The sequence below is a fragment of the Acaryochloris sp. IP29b_bin.137 genome (genome assembly GCF_028285745.1).
In the GTDB taxonomy this organism is placed as follows: domain Bacteria; phylum Cyanobacteriota; class Cyanobacteriia; order Thermosynechococcales; family Thermosynechococcaceae; genus Acaryochloris.
In genome coordinates, this window is record NZ_JANQOP010000090.1 from 1 (window position 1) to 20,039 (window position 20,039).

A 20,039-nucleotide genomic window follows, 5' to 3' on the forward strand; every position below is an offset into this window, starting at 1 on the left:
CATCTTTTCTGAGCATAGATAAGGATGTAAACCCTGAAGGGAGTATTAATTCTGTGGAACGAACATTTTTGGCCGTAAAACCAGACGGTGTCCAGCGGGGTCTGGTGGGGGAAATTATCAGCCGTTATGAAGCCAAAGGGTTTACGTTGGTGGGGCTTAAACTCATGGTGGTGAGCCGCGAGTTAGCAGAGCAACATTATGGTGAGCATAAGGAGAAACCCTTTTTTAGCGGCCTCGTTGATTTCATTACCTCTGGTCCCGTTGTCGCCATGGTTTGGGAAGGTAAAGATGTTGTTGCGGCAGCCCGTAAAATTATTGGTGCCACCAATCCGCTCAACTCAGAGCCCGGAACTATTCGAGGCGACTTTGGCATTGATATTGGCCGTAACATCATTCATGGTTCCGATGCCGTTGAAACCGCTCAGCGAGAAATCAGCCTGTGGTTTAAGCCAGAAGACTTAGCAGATTGGTCTCCGACCTTAACCGCCTGGATTTACGAATAATCCTTTCTCGCACTCATCCCGTCTTGGGATGAGTGTCAGGTTAGGCTCATGAAAAGCGGTATGTACATGACAACTCTTGCAGATGTCTTAATTCGCCTGTTTAATGCCCATGATATTTCATGTACCGTTGAAAACGATTGGGTATTTCCTTCTGGTCAACTGCCTGCCATTCGATGTCTTTGGCATCCTCCGTCGGCTAAGGGCGCTGGCCGCTTGGATGTAGAGGTTTTGCTGGCAAATGGCAATACACTAATCGAAAGTTTTGCAGGCTTGGGGGAAGGAAATCACGCCCTCATGGATGGTGTACAAAATTTTGTTCTGGGTTCATTTCACGTTTTGTTGGCCAGCCTATATGGAAAAAACGATCCCGAACAAGTCACAACTGAGCGCTGGTCTATTGGCGGAACGGATTGGAAAGTTTTCGTTGGTAATTTTTCTCGGCGCGCTTCCCAGGCACAAAATATTTCCGTTCCCAAGTCAGCGTTTACCTCAATTGAGACGGCGATCTTTAACACCCCCCTCACGTCAGAGTTACATTGGTTCCGCACTTTTTATTGTCAAGTTGGCAATCAGCAAATTTTCGAAGCTTTGATAAATAATGAGCCTTGGCAACAGGGTGAAGTCGCACTCAAAAGCATTCCCTGGCCCCAAGTCGCGGGTTACTCTAGCGTACGCAACTTCCTAGTTCTGGCGAAGGATGTCAAGACTAGCCCTTGATAGACGACTTGCAATGGTTAAATTAACCTCTGTATAGATTCGAGCTTACATAGAAAAAAACCCATCGGTACTATGGCTAAAACCGATGGGGTATAGGTATCTGCTGTGAGGTTAAAACTTAATTACTGGATTCTGTGTTAAACAGAATTGGGCATCAGATCTCCATATCAGCTCTTGTTCTAATCAATGACTCATCAATGACTCAGAAAGCTGGGTCGTGGTTATGCTTTTTCGACTCAAGCGTTCTCTGTTTCCCCCCATAGACTGCTTCCTACCTATTGAAAGTTGATTCATCTCCCAGGATTATTTTTGCTAAAGGGTCCAGCTTGAGCAGATCCTGAGTAATGTATCTCAAAGCCTAAGGACACCCCGATCGTTGCAGTACTGCTCTGATCATTGGGAGATCCCCTCAGGCCCACGGTATTTGAACCAATGGGTTGTAGTTGTCTTTTGAGTTAAATTGTCGACTTTAAATATGGAAACTTAAAGTCATTTCATTACCTTACTTATTAGTATTTCAGGCCTAAGTTTGCGATCGCGTTAATGCTGGCGTCTACCTTGTATAAGGTTGGGTATAAGTTTTTATCTCATTAAAATTTATTGTTACTCCGCCAGAACACTGGCTGCCACTTTTACTCAGCCCATTGGCGCAGCAAGTTGGCATGGCTTTTAGAAATAAGGTCAAATTCAGGCGTTTTCCCGTGGCTGGCGAAGAGGGAGCGCCGTGCCGTATCCAAATCAAATAACAGCTCTCGTTGTTGAGGGTCGCGGACCAGGCTCTGGACCCAGCCCACCGCCACCAATCGTGTCCCTGAGGTGACCGTCTCTACCCGATGAATCGTGGAAGAAGGATATGCGATCGCAGATCCAGCCGCCAATTTATAGGTATGAACCCCATCGGCCAACTCCACACAGAGTTCCCCCCCTTCATAATCATCAGGCGAGTTGAGAAATAGCGTAAAAGACACATCAGAGCGAGCGCCCCCCATAAAGGCATTATCCACATGATCTCCGTAGGACATGCCTTGCTGATACCGACTAAACAGCAGGGTATGAATCGAACGAGGTTGAATGGCGATCTTAAATAGGGGATGACGCAGAAGCGCTGATTTCACGCGCTCCTTTAGATCCAAATTGCAATCTGCTTGACCAGCCAGTTGAGTATTATTTTTGACCAACTTGGCATGCCAGCCTGCTGTCGTTTTACCATCCACAAATTCTGCCGTTGCCAGCAAATCTGTAATCTCCGTGAGTTCTTCGGCGGTCAGCACCTCGTCAATCGTCAAGATCATGAGGCAATCTGATTCTCCTGACGCAAGTACGCCTCAATAAAATTATCCAAATCACCATCCATGACATTTTCAATGGCGGTGGTCTCTTGATTAGTCCTCAAGTCCTTCACCATTTGGTAGGGATGAAACACATAATTACGAATCTGGTTTCCCCAGGCCGCTTCCACCGCATCACCACGAATATCGGCAATTTCCTGGGCCTTTTGCTCTTGGGCAATGACCAGCAATTTTGCTTTCAGCAGTGCCATCGCCTTGTCTTTGTTTTGCAGTTGCGATCGCTCCTGGGTACAACGCACTGCTAATCCCGTGGGAATATGGACGATGCGTACTGCCGTTTCCACTTTGTTCACATTTTGGCCACCCTTGCCGCCCGATCGTGAGGTGGTAATCTCCAAGTCCGTATCGGGAATCTCCAGCTCGACTTCATGATCTAGCTGAGGCATCACCTCCACCCCGGCAAAGCTCGTTTGGCGTTTGCCATTGGCATTAAAGGGGGAAATGCGAACCAGGCGGTGGGTTCCTTTCTCCGCCTTCAGGTAGCCATAGGCATAGCGCCCTTCTACTTCCAACGTGGCTGACTTGATGCCAGCCTCATCCCCTTCTGACAGTTCTGCCAAGTGGACTTTGTACCCTTGACGTTCGGACCAGCGAGTATACATACGGAGCAGCATCTCAGCCCAGTCTTGAGCATCGGTGCCGCCTGCCCCCGTATTGATGGTGAGGACAGCCCCGACTTTGTCATAGGGACCCGATAGTAGCTGCTGTAATTCCCATTGATCGAGCTGTTGATTGAGCTGTTCTAGATTACTCTCAGCTTCTTGTAGCAGGGCTGTATCTACTTCGAGCTGTAGCAACTCGACTAAGGCTTCGGCATCCTCTAATGTCCTTTGCCAACCTTGGAGTTGCGTGAGGTGGGCTTTTAGGTCGTTGAGATCCTGTAAAACTTTCTGAGCTTTCTCCTGTTCATCCCAAAAATCTGGCTGGGCGGCGAGTTGTTCCAGATCGTTAATTTGTGCATTCAGAGCAGGTAGGTCAAAGGTACTCCTGAGTTTTACCCAGGCGCTCAGACAATTGCTCGACTTCTCGCTTTAGCTCTAACACTTCCATGGTCAAACTGATGGGGTTAATCAAATACATCCTTGATTGTAGAGGATTCATCCAGAAGTCAACCGTTTTCCAGCTTGTCCTCCAAGTCCAATCTGCCTGGAGGGTGTCTAGAAGGTTTTTTGTGCTGGGGCAGAGCAATATGGTTGGAACGTTCCTTTCCTTACGGGGGCTATCGATGGGACTGTAGAATAATTCCTTTTCCAGCACCCTCCTTTTGCGGCAAAATCATAAATCTTCAAACTGATACAAATCTAGTTCTCATCTGTTTGAACGTTTTTCAAAAAGAACTATCTAAAAAACTGAGTGATTGGTTATCGATATATAAAAACCATAAATAAAGATAAAAAAGTGAACACATCATAGAGAGAATGCGTCCAATCATCGGGGCCTTCATTTTTGAGCGAGGAGAAAAGCACATTGATTGATGGGCACGGTAGTTGATTCTTGAATTGAATCTCAGATGATTGTATTTAAACAGCTGAAGCCTTCATTGGCCCTTCCCATACTGCTCAGCATCGAGTTGACATCAGCATGGAGGAACGGTTACCCGCTTGATCTACTGAGTTTCCTCTCAGCAGTGTAAAATCAAGCTTAGCTATTTTTAGCTAAAAGGTCTGGGGCCGCCATGGAATATCCATACCCACTAGACACACATTAGGGTAAAACTTTGGGGGCATTACAGCTATTTTAAGCAGACGGTTGCCAACAGGAGTTTGATTCTCCATGAAGATTATTGGCGTGATTTTTATCGCGATTGGTATCACTCTGTTTTTTGTTTATTCCAGCCTTAAGCGCAAAATAGAGAGCTTGAGGCTGGCCCGGCCCGCTAGCATTGCCGAATTAAACCATTTAGCCAGTGAAATTGCCTTAGAAATGGGCGTTGGTAGTTGGCGAGATTACGTCAAACTAAGGGGCACCATCCAATGTGACCAACCCTTAATGTCTGAACTTAAGCAGGTGCCTTGTGTGCACTATCATACGACGGTTGTTCGGGAATATGAAGAATACGTGACCGAACGAGACGGGGATAACAATCCGATCACCAAAACCCAAAGTGGGTCAGAAACCCTGTCTCAACATTGCCAGTCCGTACCGTTCTTTTTACAAGATGATACGGGAGAAATTTGGGTCGACCCTGAGGGTGCCCAAATTGAAACAATCCCCGTACTAGATGACTTCAGCTCTGAACAACCGTCTGGCAGACTGTTCTCTGATCGCTTGCCTCTATCGCCCAGCTTAGAGACCAACTGGCAGATCATCGGCTTTCGCTATCAAGAATCGGTATTGCCCGTGCAGTATCAGGTGTTTGTGGTAGCTCAGGTCAGCGATTTTAACCAAAGCTTAATCCTTGAGAATCCAACGACCAAGGGGCAGCGGTTTTTGATTTCTCTCAAATCTGAGGGAGCGCTGGCCCAATCCACACAAATGTCTGTCACCTATGCATTCTATGGAATGCTTTCTACTTTAGTCGTTGGAGTGCTGTTACTCATCCTAAGTCTAGTATCTGCCTAGCGAATGGAATTGCTTCTACAGCAGCACCCTAACCACCCCAGTGAAACACAGAGATTCGATTCGATATCTTACACTGCCCTCTAAACCGGTCTGGTATCAGTAAGTTCGGGGTTTAGCAACCTATCGTTTTACCTTCCCCCTTCTTGGAGGATGATGCGATTGCCTCCAGCCCTTTGGGCTTGACGGAGGGATTGTTCCGCCGCAGCGATTAGGTTGAGAGGGGTTAATTTTGAAGTGGGTACAATCGTGGCAATTCCTAAGCTTAGGGTAATGCTCTGTTCTGGCAAAGGAGGAGACCAAGATTCAGTCTCTTTTAGCGCTTTGACACGAAGTCGAATCTTCTTAGCAATGCAGGCCGCCTCATCAATAGAGGTGTGGGGAAGCAAAACAGCAAAGGTATCGCCATGGTATCGGGCAAGCATATCTTTAGAGCGATCAACATTGGCGTGAATCACCTTAATCACTTGTGCAATGGCAGTGTTACAAGCCGGATCGCCATACTGTCGGCGCAATTGTTCAAAGTCATCAATTTCGCAGAGAAATAGAGATAGGGGATGTCGCTCTTGTTCTAGGCGTTGCCAATCGCTGGTTAATCGAGCATCAAAGTGCGACCGCAACGATACTTGGACAACGCTTTTGCGAGTCCATCGCTGCACTGTTTGTTGATAGAGATGGGTCGGTTGCAGGGTCTGCCACAATCGCAGCGTAAATGTCTTCACTCTAAGCGGTTTAGACTGTTTTGATGGCTCAAAGGCATCGGACGGTTCAGACAAATCCTCTGAATAAAAAGGCGGTAGAAAAGACACGCTAGTACTCCGTAGATCTGAATCAAAGCGGAATCACCAACTCCCCCCCACTTAAATAGAGAATGATTATGCATCACTCTAAGACATGACCCGGTACCGATGGCCTCTCACCCAGAGGCTGCATTGGCTGAGTTGCAATTGGCAAGCTCAACGTGGGTATGTACAGGGGGAAGAATCAATTCTAAGTCGCTTGAAAGCTATGGAAAATGGCTATTTCAGGTCAAGAACACAATATTCTAATAAAAAATGCAAATCTATCTTAACGCAACAATGGATAACCATTGATTATTTCTGTGACAAAAGTTTTTGATGCCGAATTTTGTTCGTCTTAGTCGAAAACATCATCTGCGGGGGCCGGATTACCTCTAGACAATCCTGGCTTGTAGTATGTTGTAATACAAAAACAGTGCGCCCATTTTATGGATCCAATTCTTCAGTAAACATAGACCTGAGATGCCGTTATGAAAAATGGACCAATCAGCCATCATTCCCGAAAGAATAGATTAAATTGGAGTTAATCGTGTTTCAGGCACCCAGATTGAACGAATTCAAGATTTTTATTTGTTAAGCGTTTAATTCCTTCTCGAAAGCCCAGGTAACTCCTTGTATCCATCCCATTAGGGGTTGAGGCAGAACTGACGATAAAAAGCTAATCAGTGCTCCCCAGGATGGAAATTTAAAATAATTTGAGTGGATAAATATCCCTCCTTTTCAGCCTATCCTGAGTTTAGGGGAATTAGAGCGATTTATAAGTAGAAAAAGATGGCAATTTACTTCTATTCAAGTAGAGAAAACCCTTATGGTTGTTTTTCTAATTTTTCAGCTCATGGGTTTACCTTAGATGATTTCTGGTGGCCAACCAGTGAACATTATTTCCAAGCGCAAAAATTTGTGGGTACTCCCCATGTTGCCCAAATTCGCCAGGTGAAAGCGCCCAAAGATGCGGCTCGTTTGGGGCGGCAACGCACTCGCCCACTTCGTCCAGACTGGGAACAGGTGAAAGATAATGTGATGCGTAAAGGGGTGCTTTGCAAATTTGAGACCCATGCAGACATCCGTAAAATTCTGCTATCTACGGGGAATCAAGACCTAGTAGAAAATGCCCCTAATGATTACTACTGGGGCTGTGGTCGGGATGGGAGTGGGAAAAATAGGCTGGGGAAAATTTTAATGGACGTGCGAGCACTATTGCGATAGCACCAGAGCCGCTCGCGCTTCGGTCATGTGAATTCATGAAATTAATCCTATTTGAAGACGCAGTAGCGTTTCGCGATCGCACCCAGTCTCACCTCTTGCACTATCCAGCTGAACATAATCTTTTGCTGGGCATTCAGAGTGCGCTGATCCGCGCTCCAGAATCTTTTGTCAGTCCTCCTGATCTGTTGGTTGTTGAATCGGCGGGCAGGCTGCAAGCGGTCGGGACCCGAACGCCTCCTTATAATTTTGTGCTGTCGAAGGTAGAAGATTTTGCCGCGCTAGAACTCATGGCAGACTATTTTCACGCCGCTTCGACGGCTCTCAGCGGCATTAATAGCTTTGCCAGCGAAGCTCAGGCCTTTGCTCAAACGTGGCAAAGCCTGACGGGCCAATCTAGTCTTTTAAAGATGCATCTGCGGATTCACCAGTTGACCCAAGTGCGCAGTCAAGACCGTGCCCAGGGCTATTTGCGAGTGGCAACGAGGCGCGATCGCCTCCAGCTTTTGCAGTGGTCGAAAGCATTCTCCCAGGAAGCCTTAGGCGACATTGAAGGGGATATCGAACGGATTCTCGATCTGCAGCTTAAGCGCCAAAATCTCTATGTATGGTGCGACGGTCAGATCGTATCTATGGTCGCTGGGCGCCTTTCCCAACCGGGCGGGGGCCGGATTGGCCCTGTGTATACACCACCCGAGTTTCGGCGGCGGGGTTATGCAACGGCCTGTGTCGCGGCGATCAGTCAGATGTTGCTGGATAAAGGGGCGCAGCGATGTTGCCTCTTTACTGATATTACTAATCCAACAGCTAACCATATTTACCAGACGATTGGCTACGAACCCGTCTGTGACTGGCATGACTATCGCTTTGTCTAGTTGAAGGGAAATCTACTAATCAAGAATCTTCAACGGATCCAAGTTTTTGCCAGTCCCCAAGGCAAGATTTATCTATAACAAGATTTATCCATAAAAGGTTATATAGTTATATAATCGTGTTGATAGCCTTCTTTTTGGTTCAATTTCCCCATGTCCGATACGGTGACCAAACAAGTTTCCCCAGAAGTTCTGATGGCGGTGGCTGACTATTTTAAGGTTCTTTCAGAGGTCAGTCGCTTACAGATTCTCAGTAACCTCAGGGCAGGACCCATGACGGTTAACGATTTAGTGGATGCGACTGGGCTAGGGCAAGCCAATCTTTCCAAGCACTTAAAGGTTTTGACCCAGGCGGGCCTCCTCTCCCGCACCCCCAGTGGCGTCAGTGCTTATTATGAGATTGTCGATCCATTGGTGTTTGAGCTGTGTGAATCAGTGTGTGATTCCATTAGCGATCGCTTATTGCAGCAGGCACAGAAATTTAATCAATTCAAATCCTTCAGCAAATCGCCATAGTACTGAACACGCAAGAGATTAACTGCGTCTAACCCTCACGGTTTAAACTGTGAGGGCTTTCTCTTGTCGACCCGTTTGTGAAGCTCAGGAGAACCGTATAAGATGCAGTCTCTTAACCAGCTGATGCAGTCCTATGCCGCCGGACAGCGAGACTTTGCCCGCAGTCAACTTCTAGAAGCAGAAATTGTGAAGGCTGATTTGGCAGGTATTGATCTGAGTCGGGCGGATCTACGGCAAGCTCGGCTTGGACGTACCAATTTCAGTCATGGAACGTTTAGGGAGGCAGATTTTAGTGAAGCCCTGCTATGGGGGGCGGATTTAAGCGGTGCCGATCTGAGCAGCGCAACTTTACGAGAAGCCGATTTGAGTGGGGCTAAATTAGTCCAGGTTAATCTGGCCAATGCCAACCTCTATAAAGCCAGCTTGTGTGGAACCAATTTAAGGCAGGCCAATCTCACGGGGGCTATTTTATATGAGGTAGATTTAAGACCCTCCTTGGATCAGGGCACTGATTTAGGGGAGGCCGATCTAAGCCATGCGGCGTTGAATTATGCCCAGTTGAGTGGAGCCACGTTGGCCCATGCCATCTTAGTAGGCGCTAAACTCTGCCGAGCAAACTTGAGTCAGCAAGGATGGGGGGGACAGGTGCCAACGGATTTAAGGGGAGCTGATCTGCAACAGGCCGATCTAAGCTATGCCGATCTGCGAGGTGCTTGGCTGCAAGAGGCTAACCTCCGCCAGGCCGATTTAACGGGGACGGATTTGGGGGGTGCCCAATTTGCGGGAGCCATTATGCCAGATGGGCAGACTTATCCCTAAGCGCTGCCAAGAATTTGGAGACGCTGCGAGAAGATGGCTAGGCCTCTCCCCAGTAAGTCAATTTCTCCACGGGTGGATGGTCTGGGTTGTTCATCCAATCTTGGACATCTCCTGCAAAATCAGGATGGGGGGTACCCAGTTCATACATAGAGTTCTTCGTCGTCACGTAGACTCGCCCCGCTTTGGCCAGGCACCCCTGAATGGAGGAAGATTTCAGTGATTTTCCCGCTGGATACTTGGGATGGTTAAAGATCTGTCCACGAATAATCACATGGTTGCTAATGTTAATGCAACGCCAAGATTCGATAATCGGCAGGTTGAGCGAGGCCGTGCTAGAGGCTGTGAACGTCGGTTGAGAATGTTCTAAATAATAATCCGTGATATCGTCCGCAATCATGATCAGGTTTGAGGATTGATGGCTCAAAGATGAGGGTCACAATCGAATATTGTTGTTCCCAGATATATCTAGGGTAAACAGAACTGCAAAAAAATCACTCCGTAAGAACGCTGAAATTCTCTCATGAAGGTTTTTGGGTGTCTCTGCAAAGGTGACAACCTCCCAGCGCTAGCTTCTGTTGAGGTCTAATGAACCTGAGGGCTAGTGAATCTCGCCCCGCAGTTGTTCTGCATCAAGCGGCGTGATCCAATACAGGCGTAGGAAATCCCCAACGATGCCCAATAGGTGAGGGGCTTTACGGAGCCACTTGAGTAGTTTGGGTGAATTCGCTGCGTCAATGGCTTTGAGTTGAAGGTTGCGATCGCTACAACGATGCAGCCGAGGAAAGAACTGGGGATGGTCCACGTTGAGATACACCGGGAAGGCACGCGCGGCGGTTTCATTGGTTTTCCGAATCACCTCTGCATCAAAGTCGGTGGGGTCGAGGCCCAACATTTCATAGAAGGTATGGCGCTCCTGCACGGTCAAAGAATGGGTGACAAATACCGTGAGTAGAAAGAAGCGACTCCACAATCTCGATTTCCAGGTATTCCAAAGTTGGGGTTGCGATCGCACCAAGGCCTTAAAGATATCGCCATGACGATTTTCGTCCTGACACCAGCTTTCGAAGTAGTTAAACAAGGGATAAAAGTGATGTTCGGGGTGATGTTCTAAATGCCGATAAATAATGATGTAGCGCCAGTAACCAATTTTTTCAGAGAGATAAACCGTATAGAGCACCCATTCAATGGGAAAATAAGGTGTAGGTCCGCTGTTTCGTGAGCTTGCCTAAATCCAGTGAGAGCTTAAAATCCCCCATGGACTTATTGAGAAATCCAGCATGGCGGGCTTCATCTCGTGCCATTAAGCTAAAAATCTCTGCCAGTAACGGGCTTTTCCCTTTTAGTCGCCGGGATAATTCCTTAAAGAGTAAAAACCCTGAAAATTCAGAGACGCAGGATCGCTCCAGATAGTCTAAAAATGCTTCTCGCTCTTCACCTGTGATGTGATCCCAAGATTGCTCAAAGGCGTCATCCCGAACAAAGTGGAAACGGTTATAGTCGGCCTTCATCTCCGCCAACATCGCTTCCAAACCGTCTGCTTGGGCGGTTAAATCTAACGCTGCGGCCTTTTCAAAATCGGTGACATAAAAGCGAGGAGTCAAAATATTCTCTTGAACATTCTGCTTGACGACAGATGGTGAGCTGGGCTGAGGGGCGGTTTGAACCATGGGAATCTGCTCTCTTATGCTCTAAAGTGGAGTGCCAAATAATTTTATAGCTATAGAGTAGTTTAAAAGAGAAGATGTGAGAAACACCTTGCATTACGGTTTTTTAATAAAAAGAGATATGGCTTAAAAGTCTTTCAGAAAGAACTTATAGTGTGGATACATAATATTTTGGTAAAAATTTTTGCTATTTTAATTAAATGACCATATAGTTGTTATTGAATTACTCTTATTGAACTATTCCTTGAGTAATTTAGGTCTCAAACCCTTGTAATGACAGGGGTTCCTAGTGCACACCCATTTGCCCAGGAGATCAAATTCGTTATGAGCTGTAATTTAGCCTTTGCCCTCCGTCAAGGGACACAGCATGCCCACGTTCTTGCTGAAAACACAGCCCTGATGAAAGCCTGGATGAAGGGCATGGTCGGTTTAGACGTGTTTCGAGAACTGCTGGTGAACCTCTACTTTGTCTATGACAGTTTGGAGCAGCAGCTCGATTCCCATCAAACTCATCCAGTCTTGGGTCGGATTTACTGGCCTTCTCTGAATCGTCGGGATAATCTACGTCAGGACTTGGCTTATTTCTACGGCCAGGATTGGCAGCAGCATATCCGCCCTCGAACAGCAGGCTTGCAATATGCGGCTCGCATTGGTGTTGTAGGTCTCACGGCCCCAGAACGATTGGTTGCTCATGCCTATGTTCGCTATATGGGAGATTTATAGGGAGGGCAACAGCTGCAAAGAATCGCTCGAACCGCCTTATCGTTACCCCTCAAACAAGGGACGCGCTTATACGATTTTGAGGATTTGCCTTCCGTAGAGGCCAAAAAGCGATTTAAAGAGCGCTATCGGGATGTTTTAAATCATTTGCCCATTGGCCAAGAGACGGTTCAGCAGATTGTGAAGGAAGCGAATCTCGCTTTTCGGCTGAATTGCGACCTGATGCAATCCCTGGAAGTCGATCTGCAAACAGCTCTGGGAGAAGAAGCGTTTCAGTCCATTCTTCAAGAGAATCGTCCTCCCCTCCAGCCTGCCCGACCCTCCGTTGCCTGATCGACGGGAAACAAACCCGACATACCAGACCCACCGCCCATTGTTTGGAGGGGTGGGCTACCGTCCTGCACTATTACTGAATAAGGTCAGTCCCCTATGGAATTACTGTCTTCTGTACGCTGTGATCTCGAATTACTGAATAAGTATGATCAACCCTTGCCTCGCTATACCAGCTATCCACCCGCTACAGAATTTAGCTCCGAATTTACTGCTGAACGATTTCAGCAAACTCTGGCAAGGGGACGTGATCAGCAAATTCCCCTATCTCTCTACTGCCATATTCCTTTTTGTGAAACCCCTTGCTTTTTTTGTGGGTGCAATACGGTGATCACCCAGCGGAAACAAGTGGCTGATCCCTACCTGCAATACCTCATTCGGAATATTCAGCAAGTGGCTGAGCAAGTGGGGGGCGATCGCAACGTTCACCAACTCCACTGGGGGGGAGGAACACCTAATTATTTAAGCTGGCCCCAAATTGAGCTGCTCTGGAATGCCTTGCAGGATGCCTTCTCTTTCGATCCGGCGGCAGAAATATCCATTGAGGTGAACCCCTGCTATATCGATCGCAATACAGTATTTTTCCTACGAGAGCTGGGGTTTAACCGAATCAGCTTTGGCATTCAAGATTTTGATCCGCAGGTCCAGATTGCCGTCAACCGCATTCAGCCGGAAGCGTTGCTGGTTAACGTGATCAGCTGGATTCAAGAAGCTGACTTTGACAGTGTGAATGTGGATTTAATCTATGGCTTGCCCCATCAAACGGTGGCCACCTTTGCCAACACGGTGCAAAAAACGATTCAACTCAATCCTGACCGGATTGCTGTGTTTAACTTTGCCTATATGCCCCAGTTAATCCCTGTCCAGCGACAATTGCCGGCCCATGCCCTTCCTCCCAAAGCAGAGAAGCTAGCAATGTTGCAGCAGACCATTACCCAGTTGGAGGGCAATGGATATCGCTTTATTGGGATGGACCATTTCGCCAAACCCAATGATGAGTTGGCTTTAGCTCAAAAAGCAGGACAACTACACCGAAATTTTCAGGGATATACGACCAAACCGGAGTCGGATTTACTGGGTTTTGGGCTCTCGGCCATCAGTATGCTTCAGGATGTATATACCCAAAATCACAAGCGCCTCAAGGATTATTACCAAGCCCTAGACAACACCCCATTCCCCATTGCTAAAGGGGTAGGGTTAAGGGATGACGATCAGGTGCGCCGCGCAGTAATTATGGAACTGATGTGCCAGTTTCAGATTTCGCAAGCCGCTCTTGAAGACAAGTACCACCTGAATATTGACCCAGATTTTGATCAATATTTTGCAGCGGAAAAGACTGCTCTACAAGCTTTGGCGGCGGATGGTTTGGTAGAGTTATCTCCCAACCAGATTCAGGTCACGCCCACTGGGCGCTTACTGATTCGCAATATTGCGGCGGTGTTTGATACCTATTTGCGATCTCATACTGATCAACGATTTTCACAATCAATTTAGCCTTATAGGGGCGTTTTAGTGTTTTTTTGCCGAACGCATCAGTCCTGAGTAGCCAAAATTGCAGAACGTATTTAGCCATACTTTTCGTAGAGTGAGCGGACTTGTTGGGATTTTCCCTGATGTTTGTAAATTCGCTCTATTTGTTTCAGAATAGCGATCCTACTTGAGTCATCTTGAACTTGCTCTTTGAGTTTTAGGAGTTCAAGCGCTTGAAGGTAGAATGCGATCGCATGCTCAAATCTTCGGTGTTTGTGATAAACATCCGCTATGTCACGGAGAATGGCTGCTTTATTTTGAAAGTCATTATGTACAGTTGCAATGTCTAGAGCCACTAAATGATATTTAATAGCTAGCTCGAAATCGCCATCATCATTGCATAGATTAGCGATACGTCTTAGAAGACCAATCTGTCCTTGCTCATCTCCGACTTCAGTTTTGATGCTGATTGCCTTTTTGTAGAATGCAGTGGCACTTTCATAATCTCCTTCATCAGCGTAATCTGCGATCAGTTGGTACAACGCTGGCAAATGTTGTTTTGCAAGAGATGTCATCCCCTCTAAAATCGGCTGACTAATATGGGTAGGAAAATCTTTCGGTAATTGCTCTTGAACTTGTTGGGCAATGAATTCAGTCTTCTCCAGCATTTCTAGCAAAAGAGAGATTGTTTGTTTCTTTGAAAACGCTGCAGCCTTCGCCGTAGATAGAAAATGCCTAAGCTGTATTTGCGACCATTCATAGCGGTTCTGTTTACCCTTTAGAGCCATTGCCATCTTTGCTTTTTGCTTAGGAATTTCTTTTATCTGCATTGATGGATAAGCTGACAGCACATCATACAGGGGCGTCAATCGATAGCTGGCATTAGGATCTAAGTAAACGCTGAAATTTTTGCCATGGCCGTCTATTGCTGCCAATAGCCAAAATAAAATTTGTGATTTAAAGAATTGCTCCCTATCGACTTGGGGTTGCTTGGAGCCCATCAGAACCTTCATAATTTCGACAATGCTTGGTCCCCCGTCTGCTTGATATTTGTTGCCAGAAGCGACTCCCAATACTTGGCACATGTCTTCTTGGGGGAGCCTCATCAACCAGCTCTTATCCCTTGACCACTTTCTGTCAAATCGCTCTACCACCAAGACCTTGACATCTTCAAACGTCTGGATATCAGCCTTTGCTACAGGCAATCCAAAAGCTTCGGCAATTTTCAAACAGAGCCATTCATTTTCACAGCTTTCGCTCAGATCGATATTGTGGTTAGCAATTACCCCTATCGGGAGCTTGAAAATATGGCTTGTGGGTGTCGGTCCAGTGGGTAAGCACCATTTCTGGTTGTGCCACAGCAGTCCAGTTTTTTCCTGAGCACCCGCAATTGAAATTCGAAAGTCGTCCACCTCTCTAGTCATACCCAGAGGTTCCATATTATAGTTCCGTAGACGTTCAGCAATTTCAGCTTTCGTGAGAACCTGCTTGGTTACTGTTTTAACGTTTGGTCCGGGCAACTGATGGCAAAGTTGTACTGCTCCTACACAATCACTCCCTACCTCACTTAACAAATCAAAGGGTTGATTTGTGAATGTCTGAAACCTCGTTTGCATCCTGTCTCGAATGGCTTTGCTATCTGGCAGCAAGTTATCGAAAAAGTTATAGACCTGCGGCCCTTCGTAAACTGCGCTGCGTAAAGGCATTGATAGGGATAAGGGACGGGCACCAGGGGTTGCGAGCCATTCTTCTGCATACTGGAACGTATTCGCTCCTGTTGTAGACTGATGCCAAAAACCGACCAGACGACCATTTATTAATACATGTAGAGTCCCACTGGCTTTGGCCTTTACCACTCTTCATCCCACCCTTGATTTGCTTTGCTAGCCTGCTCTTTCGGGACGATTTGCACCTCAAGTTCTAATGCCGATAACAACTTAAACAGGGTCTCCAATTTGGTACTGGCTGGGCAATTTTCAAACGCAGAGACGGTTACTTGTCTGACCCCAGTTCGATCCCCCACTTCAGATTGGTTAAGCCCCATCCTTTTGCGGCGATCTCTGGCATATTCAGCCAGTACTGTGGGTGAAGAAATAATCATGTGAGTGCAAATAATAGCTACAGCGTATATAAGTAATTTTAATTGCTATAGATATTAAATGCAAAAATAATAGCTATAGCGTATATAAGTAATTTTAAGCGCTATAGCTATTAAATAGGATTGATTGTTGTATCAGTTTCATAACTGGGGGCGTTATTTTGGATCCATTCAGGATACCGAATCATCAAGATTGACTAGCGGTTAAAACCAGAGGATGTCACAATCCTTAGAAGTGGAAATTGAAGTCCCTGACTACACCCGAGCAGGATTTATCCTGACTCATCCTCAAGCTCCCGACCTGCCTATTTCTGAGACGTTCCTAGCTTATGCCTCGCCGTGAAGATCTGCACAAAATCCTGCTGATTGGTTCTGGGCCAATTGTGATTGGGCAAGCCTGTGAATTTGACTATTCTGGCACCCAAGCCTGCAAAGCTCTGCGAGACGAAGGCTATGAAGTGGTGCTGATTAACTCTAATCCCGCCACGATTATGACGGATCCGGAGACGGCAGAGCGAATCTATATTGAACCCCTGACCCCCGAATTGGTGGAGAAGGTGATTGCTAAGGAGCGACCAGATGCTCTATTGCCCACCATGGGAGGCCAAACCGCTTTGAACTTGGCGGTGACCCTAGCAAAGACTGGGGTTTTAGGCCAATATAATGTGGAGCTGATCGGAGCTAAACTTCCGGCCATTGAAATGGCGGAAGACCGCAAATTGTTTAAAGAAGCGATGGAGCGGATTGGCTTAGGTGTTTGTCCGTCGGGCTTGGCCGAGACCATGGCGGAATCCCAGCAGATTGCCCAGGAAATTGGTACCTATCCTCTGATTGTCCGTCCTGCCTTTACTTTGGGAGGCACAGGTGGAGGCATTGCCTACAACCAAGAAGAATTTGAAGCCATTGCCCAGAGCGGTCTGGATGCCAGCCCCGTTTCTCAGATTTTGATTGAGAAGTCCCTGATTGGCTGGAAAGAGTATGAACTAGAGGTCATGCGGGACCTGGCCGACAATGTGGTGATTATTTGCTCCATCGAAAATATCGATCCAATGGGGGTGCATACGGGGGACTCAATCACCGTAGCCCCTGCCCAGACCCTAACAGACAAGGAATACCAGCGACTGCGGGATGCTTCCATCAAGATTATCCGCGAAATCGGGGTGGAAACGGGGGGATCGAATATTCAGTTTGCGGTCAATCCCGTCGATGGCGAGGTGATCGTGATTGAGATGAACCCCCGAGTATCTCGGTCCTCGGCTCTGGCGTCCAAGGCCACCGGATTCCCAATCGCAAAGTTCGCAGCCAAGTTAGCGGTGGGCTATACCCTCAGCGAAATCCCCAATGATATTACTCGTAAGACCCCAGCCAGCTTTGAACCCAGCATCGACTATGTGGTTACCAAGATTCCCCGATTTGCCTTTGAGAAGTTTCCTGGGTCTGAGCCTGCTTTAACCACACAAATGAAGTCGGTGGGAGAGGCAATGGCCATTGGTCGCACCTTCCAGGAATCCTTTCAAAAAGCGTTGCGATCTTTAGAGACAGGGCGATTTGGCTGGGGCTGTGACCAGGCTGAGAACCTGCCGAGCCTAGAGCAGATTCGGGCGAGTTTACGGAATCCCAATCCTGAACGCATCTATACCGTTCGCCATGCGTTGCAGGCGGGACTAAGTGTTGAAGAAATTTACGACATTACCGGGATCGATCCCTGGTTCCTCTGGCATTTCCAGGATCTGCTAACGACGGAAGAGTATCTTAAGCAAACCAATCTGTATGATTTGACCGCCGATCTGATGTGGCAGATTAAGCAGCAGGGCTTTAGTGATCCGCAGATTGCCTTTGCTACCCAAGCCAACGAGGATGAAGTTCGCAACTATCGCAAGCAGTTGGGGGTAGTGCCAGCCTATAAAACTGTGGATACCTGTGCGGCAGAATTTGAAGCGTTGACGCCCTATTACTATTCCACTTATGAGCAGGAATCGGAGGTGTTGCCGTCGGATCGTCGCAAGGTGATGATTCTAGGGTCGGGACCAAACCGGATTGGCCAGGGCATTGAGTTTGACTATTGCTGTTGCCATGCCTCCTATGCCTTGCAGGCAGACGATTTCGAGACGATTATGGTCAACTCCAACCCGGAAACAGTCTCCACGGATTATGACACTAGCGATCGCCTCTATTTTGAACCGCTGACAAAAGAAGATGTGCTCAATATTCTAGAAGCAGAAAATCCAGAAGGGATTATTATCCAGTTTGGCGGGCAGACACCGCTGAAGTTGGCGGTGCCCCTGCAAACCTATTTGCAAGGGAAGCCAGAGGGTCCCAAGATTTGGGGCACGTCACCAGACTCGATTGATATTGCTGAGGACCGGGAGCGGTTTGAGCAGATTCTCCATACCCTCAATATCACCCAACCACCGAATGGGATTGCCCGCAGTAATCAGGAAGCGATTGAAGTAGCCCAGCGCATTCAATATCCCGTGGTGGTTCGGCCTAGCTATGTGCTGGGAGGACGGGCGATGGAGATTGTCTATTCCGATGAAGAGCTTGAACGCTATATGACCTTTGCGGTCCAAGTGGAACCGGATCATCCCATCCTGATCGACAAGTTTTTGGAAGATGCCATTGAAGTGGACGTGGATGCGATCGCAGATCGTACTGGTGAAGTTGTGATCGGTGGCATTATGGAGCATATCGAACAGGCGGGGGTCCATTCGGGCGATTCTGCCTGTGCCATTCCTACTCTTTCGCTAGGGGAAGAAACCCTAGCAACCATCCGAGAGTGGAGTAAGCAACTGGCTCAGCAATTGAATGTGATTGGGTTAATGAACCTCCAGTTCGCGGTCCAGGGAGAGCAGGTGTATATCTTAGAAGCCAACCCCAGAGCCTCCCGCACAGTTCCCTTTGTGTCCAAGGCCATTGGGCTGCCTTTGGCCCAGGTGGCGGCGCGGTTGATGTCAGGCCAAACCCTTGCTGATCTGGGTATCAAAGAGGAGCGAATTCCTCGACATATCTCGGTTAAAGAGGCGGTATTGCCCTTCGCTAAGTTCCCCGGTACTGACACCATCCTCGGTCCTGAAATGCGCTCCACAGGTGAGGCGATGGGGATTGATACGGATTTTGGCAAAGCCTTTGCCAAGTCCCAGTTCTCGGCCCATCAGGATTTGCCTCAGTCGGGTTCCGTGTTTGTCTCCATGACCGATCGAGATAAGCAAGCGGTGATTCCCATTGCTAGGGATTTAATCGAACTAGGGTTCAAGCTAGTGGCTACCGCTGGAACCCAGAAGGTGTTGGAGGCCGAAGGGTTTGAGGTGGCTCCAGTGCTCAAACTGCACGAAGGCCGCCCTAATGTTCTGGATTTAATTAAAAATCGCCAAGTGCAGCTGATTCTCAATACCCCTTCTGGTAGCGATGCCCATGCCGATGGCCGCTTGATTCGACGGTCAGCCCTAGCCTACAAGATTCCGCTGATTACGACGATTGCAGGGGCAAAAGCGACGGCAGCAGCCTTGCGATCACTGCAATCAGAAACAATGGATGTGAAAGCGATTCAGGACTATCATCTGCAAATGAAGTGATTTTGAATGGATCAGCTAAACGGCAAACCGCCAGATGATCGGTTCCCAACCATAGGCATCCCCTTGAGTTCTGACGTGACCCAGCCCAGGGAAGGGCATATGGGGCACCAACAGCAGACGGCGCTGGGCGGTAACCGTTTCCAGTAGCTGACGACGGGCGATTACACCCTGCTCAGGGTCACCATCAAAGGCCACTTCCCAGTCTGGGTTTTCCAAGTTAAGGGGATCGCTAAAGAAAACATCTCCGGTGGTGAGTAGACTTTCTTCGCCAGACGTAATGAGGAAGGAAGCTTGTCCGGGGGTATGACCACTAGAATCAACGGCTTGAATATGAGGAATGACCTCACTGCCCATGGCAAATAGGGTCGTCCTATCTTGAATAGCGCTTAGTCTCTCCTTTGCCCCCTTAATCGTCCTAGCCTTTGTTTCCTCGTCGAATAGGGATTTGGGCAGCTCCACAGTGTCCGCCAGCCAAAAGTCAGACTCTACCTGGGAGATATAGAACTGGGCATTGGGTAACCGCAGCTGGCCCTTATCGTCTACAATACCGCCGATATGGTCTGGGTGGGCGTGGGTCAAAATGACTGTGTCAATCTCTGGGGCCGTAATACCTGCTGCTTCAAGATTTTTCAGCAGATGACCAGCGGTGGGACCAAAGGCTGCTCCTGCGCCTGTATCGATCAGAACTTTATGTTCATCGGTTTCAAGGTATAGGGCATTGATATGGGCTAAAACATCTTTGGTTCCGAGAAAATGCTCCTTCAGTACCGCTGTCACTGCCTTGGGGTCGGCTTTGGGCACAAAGAAGTTTGGTGGAAAGGATAGGGTACCGTCACTCACCACCATG

16 protein-coding genes and 3 pseudogenes are annotated in these 20,039 nt (G+C 47.8%); 11 read left to right on the forward strand and 8 right to left on the reverse strand.

The window, feature by feature from the left end; translation table 11 throughout:
• Window positions 1–53 precede the first annotated feature (53 nt).
• Together ndk and Q0991_RS06655 are read left to right on the forward strand one after the other, a co-directional pair.
• Window positions 54–503: a nucleoside-diphosphate kinase gene (gene ndk / locus Q0991_RS06650; RefSeq protein ID WP_299486664.1), complete on the forward strand. Its 450-nt coding sequence runs from the start codon at window positions 54–56 to the stop codon at window positions 501–503.
• A 66-nt stretch (window positions 504–569) separates the two neighbouring features.
• Window positions 570–1,220: a DUF6348 family protein gene (locus Q0991_RS06655; protein WP_299486629.1), complete on the forward strand. Its 651-nt coding sequence runs from the start codon at window positions 570–572 to the stop codon at window positions 1,218–1,220.
• Between the two features lie 632 nt (window positions 1,221–1,852).
• Here Q0991_RS06655 and Q0991_RS06660 read toward each other — a convergent pair.
• Together Q0991_RS06660 and prfB are read right to left on the reverse strand one after the other, a co-directional pair.
• Window positions 1,853–2,512, reverse strand: a complete 660-nt coding sequence (locus Q0991_RS06660; RefSeq protein WP_299486631.1) for a Fe2+-dependent dioxygenase — start codon at window positions 2,510–2,512, stop codon at window positions 1,853–1,855.
• A pseudogene (gene prfB, locus Q0991_RS06665) lies at window positions 2,509–3,619 on the reverse strand (peptide chain release factor 2). The gene Q0991_RS06660 and the pseudogene prfB overlap by 4 nt, the downstream one beginning before the upstream one ends.
• 723 nt (window positions 3,620–4,342) lie before the next feature.
• Here prfB and Q0991_RS06670 point away from each other — a divergent pair.
• Window positions 4,343–5,131: an E3 ubiquitin ligase family protein gene (locus Q0991_RS06670; RefSeq protein ID WP_299486633.1), complete on the forward strand. Its 789-nt coding sequence runs from the start codon at window positions 4,343–4,345 to the stop codon at window positions 5,129–5,131.
• 128 nt (window positions 5,132–5,259) lie between these two features.
• Here the strand turns inward: Q0991_RS06670 and Q0991_RS06675 are convergent, their stop codons facing one another.
• Entirely contained in the window at window positions 5,260–5,937 is a 678-nt protein-coding gene (locus Q0991_RS06675) for a diguanylate cyclase (protein ID WP_299486644.1), read from the reverse strand.
• A gap of 762 nt (window positions 5,938–6,699) precedes the next feature.
• Here Q0991_RS06675 and Q0991_RS06680 point away from each other — a divergent pair.
• The 4 genes from Q0991_RS06680 (at window position 6,700) to Q0991_RS06695 (ending at window position 9,338) form a co-directional block, all read left to right on the forward strand.
• Entirely contained in the window at window positions 6,700–7,134 is a 435-nt protein-coding gene (locus Q0991_RS06680; protein WP_299486646.1) for an NADAR family protein, read from the forward strand.
• Between the two features lie 35 nt (window positions 7,135–7,169).
• The gene (locus tag Q0991_RS06685) at window positions 7,170–8,006 is read left to right on the forward strand and encodes a GNAT family N-acetyltransferase (protein WP_299486647.1); all 837 of its coding nucleotides are present in this window, start codon (window positions 7,170–7,172) and stop codon (window positions 8,004–8,006) included.
• Window positions 8,007–8,156: 150 nt separating this feature from the next.
• On the forward strand, window positions 8,157–8,519 hold the full coding sequence (locus Q0991_RS06690) for a metalloregulator ArsR/SmtB family transcription factor (RefSeq protein WP_299486649.1): 363 nt from the start codon (window positions 8,157–8,159) through the stop codon (window positions 8,517–8,519).
• A gap of 102 nt (window positions 8,520–8,621) precedes the next feature.
• A complete protein-coding gene (locus tag Q0991_RS06695) occupies window positions 8,622–9,338 on the forward strand; it encodes a pentapeptide repeat-containing protein (RefSeq protein ID WP_299486651.1) in 717 nt (238 codons plus the stop codon).
• 37 nt (window positions 9,339–9,375) lie between these two features.
• Here the strand turns inward: Q0991_RS06695 and Q0991_RS06700 are convergent, their stop codons facing one another.
• Both Q0991_RS06700 and acsF read right to left on the reverse strand, forming a co-directional pair.
• Window positions 9,376–9,735: a hypothetical protein gene (locus Q0991_RS06700; RefSeq protein WP_299486653.1), complete on the reverse strand. Its 360-nt coding sequence runs from the start codon at window positions 9,733–9,735 to the stop codon at window positions 9,376–9,378.
• 201 nt (window positions 9,736–9,936) lie between these two features.
• Window positions 9,937–11,005 (reverse strand): annotated as a pseudogene (acsF, locus tag Q0991_RS06705) (magnesium-protoporphyrin IX monomethyl ester (oxidative) cyclase).
• A 321-nt stretch (window positions 11,006–11,326) separates the two neighbouring features.
• Here acsF and Q0991_RS06710 point away from each other — a divergent pair.
• A pseudogene (locus Q0991_RS06710) lies at window positions 11,327–12,055 on the forward strand (biliverdin-producing heme oxygenase).
• Between the two features lie 96 nt (window positions 12,056–12,151).
• Window positions 12,152–13,546 carry an oxygen-independent coproporphyrinogen III oxidase gene (hemN, locus tag Q0991_RS06715; protein WP_299486655.1) on the forward strand — a complete coding sequence of 465 codons (1,395 nt, stop codon included), beginning with the start codon at window positions 12,152–12,154 and terminating at the stop codon, window positions 13,544–13,546.
• A 71-nt stretch (window positions 13,547–13,617) separates the two neighbouring features.
• Here hemN and Q0991_RS06720 read toward each other — a convergent pair whose 3' ends face one another.
• Together Q0991_RS06720 and Q0991_RS06725 are read right to left on the reverse strand one after the other, a co-directional pair.
• Window positions 13,618–15,378, reverse strand: a complete 1,761-nt coding sequence (locus Q0991_RS06720; protein WP_366524906.1) for a HipA domain-containing protein — start codon at window positions 15,376–15,378, stop codon at window positions 13,618–13,620.
• Window positions 15,372–15,623 carry a helix-turn-helix domain-containing protein gene (locus tag Q0991_RS06725; protein WP_299486657.1) on the reverse strand — a complete coding sequence of 84 codons (252 nt, stop codon included), beginning with the start codon at window positions 15,621–15,623 and terminating at the stop codon, window positions 15,372–15,374. Before Q0991_RS06725 ends, Q0991_RS06720 begins: the two co-directional genes overlap by 7 nt.
• Before the next feature lie 214 nt (window positions 15,624–15,837).
• Between Q0991_RS06725 and Q0991_RS06730 the strand changes: the two genes are divergently transcribed.
• Window positions 15,838–15,963, forward strand: a complete 126-nt coding sequence (locus Q0991_RS06730; protein WP_299486659.1) for a hypothetical protein — start codon at window positions 15,838–15,840, stop codon at window positions 15,961–15,963.
• Window positions 15,950–19,192, forward strand: coding sequence for a carbamoyl-phosphate synthase large subunit (gene carB, locus Q0991_RS06735; RefSeq protein ID WP_299486661.1), 3,243 nt, complete (start codon window positions 15,950–15,952; stop codon window positions 19,190–19,192). The genes Q0991_RS06730 and carB overlap by 14 nt, the downstream gene beginning before the upstream one ends.
• 15 nt (window positions 19,193–19,207) lie before the next feature.
• Here the strand turns inward: carB and Q0991_RS06740 are convergent.
• A partial coding sequence (locus Q0991_RS06740) for an MBL fold metallo-hydrolase (RefSeq protein WP_299486663.1) occupies window positions 19,208–20,039 on the reverse strand: 832 nt, incomplete at its 5' end.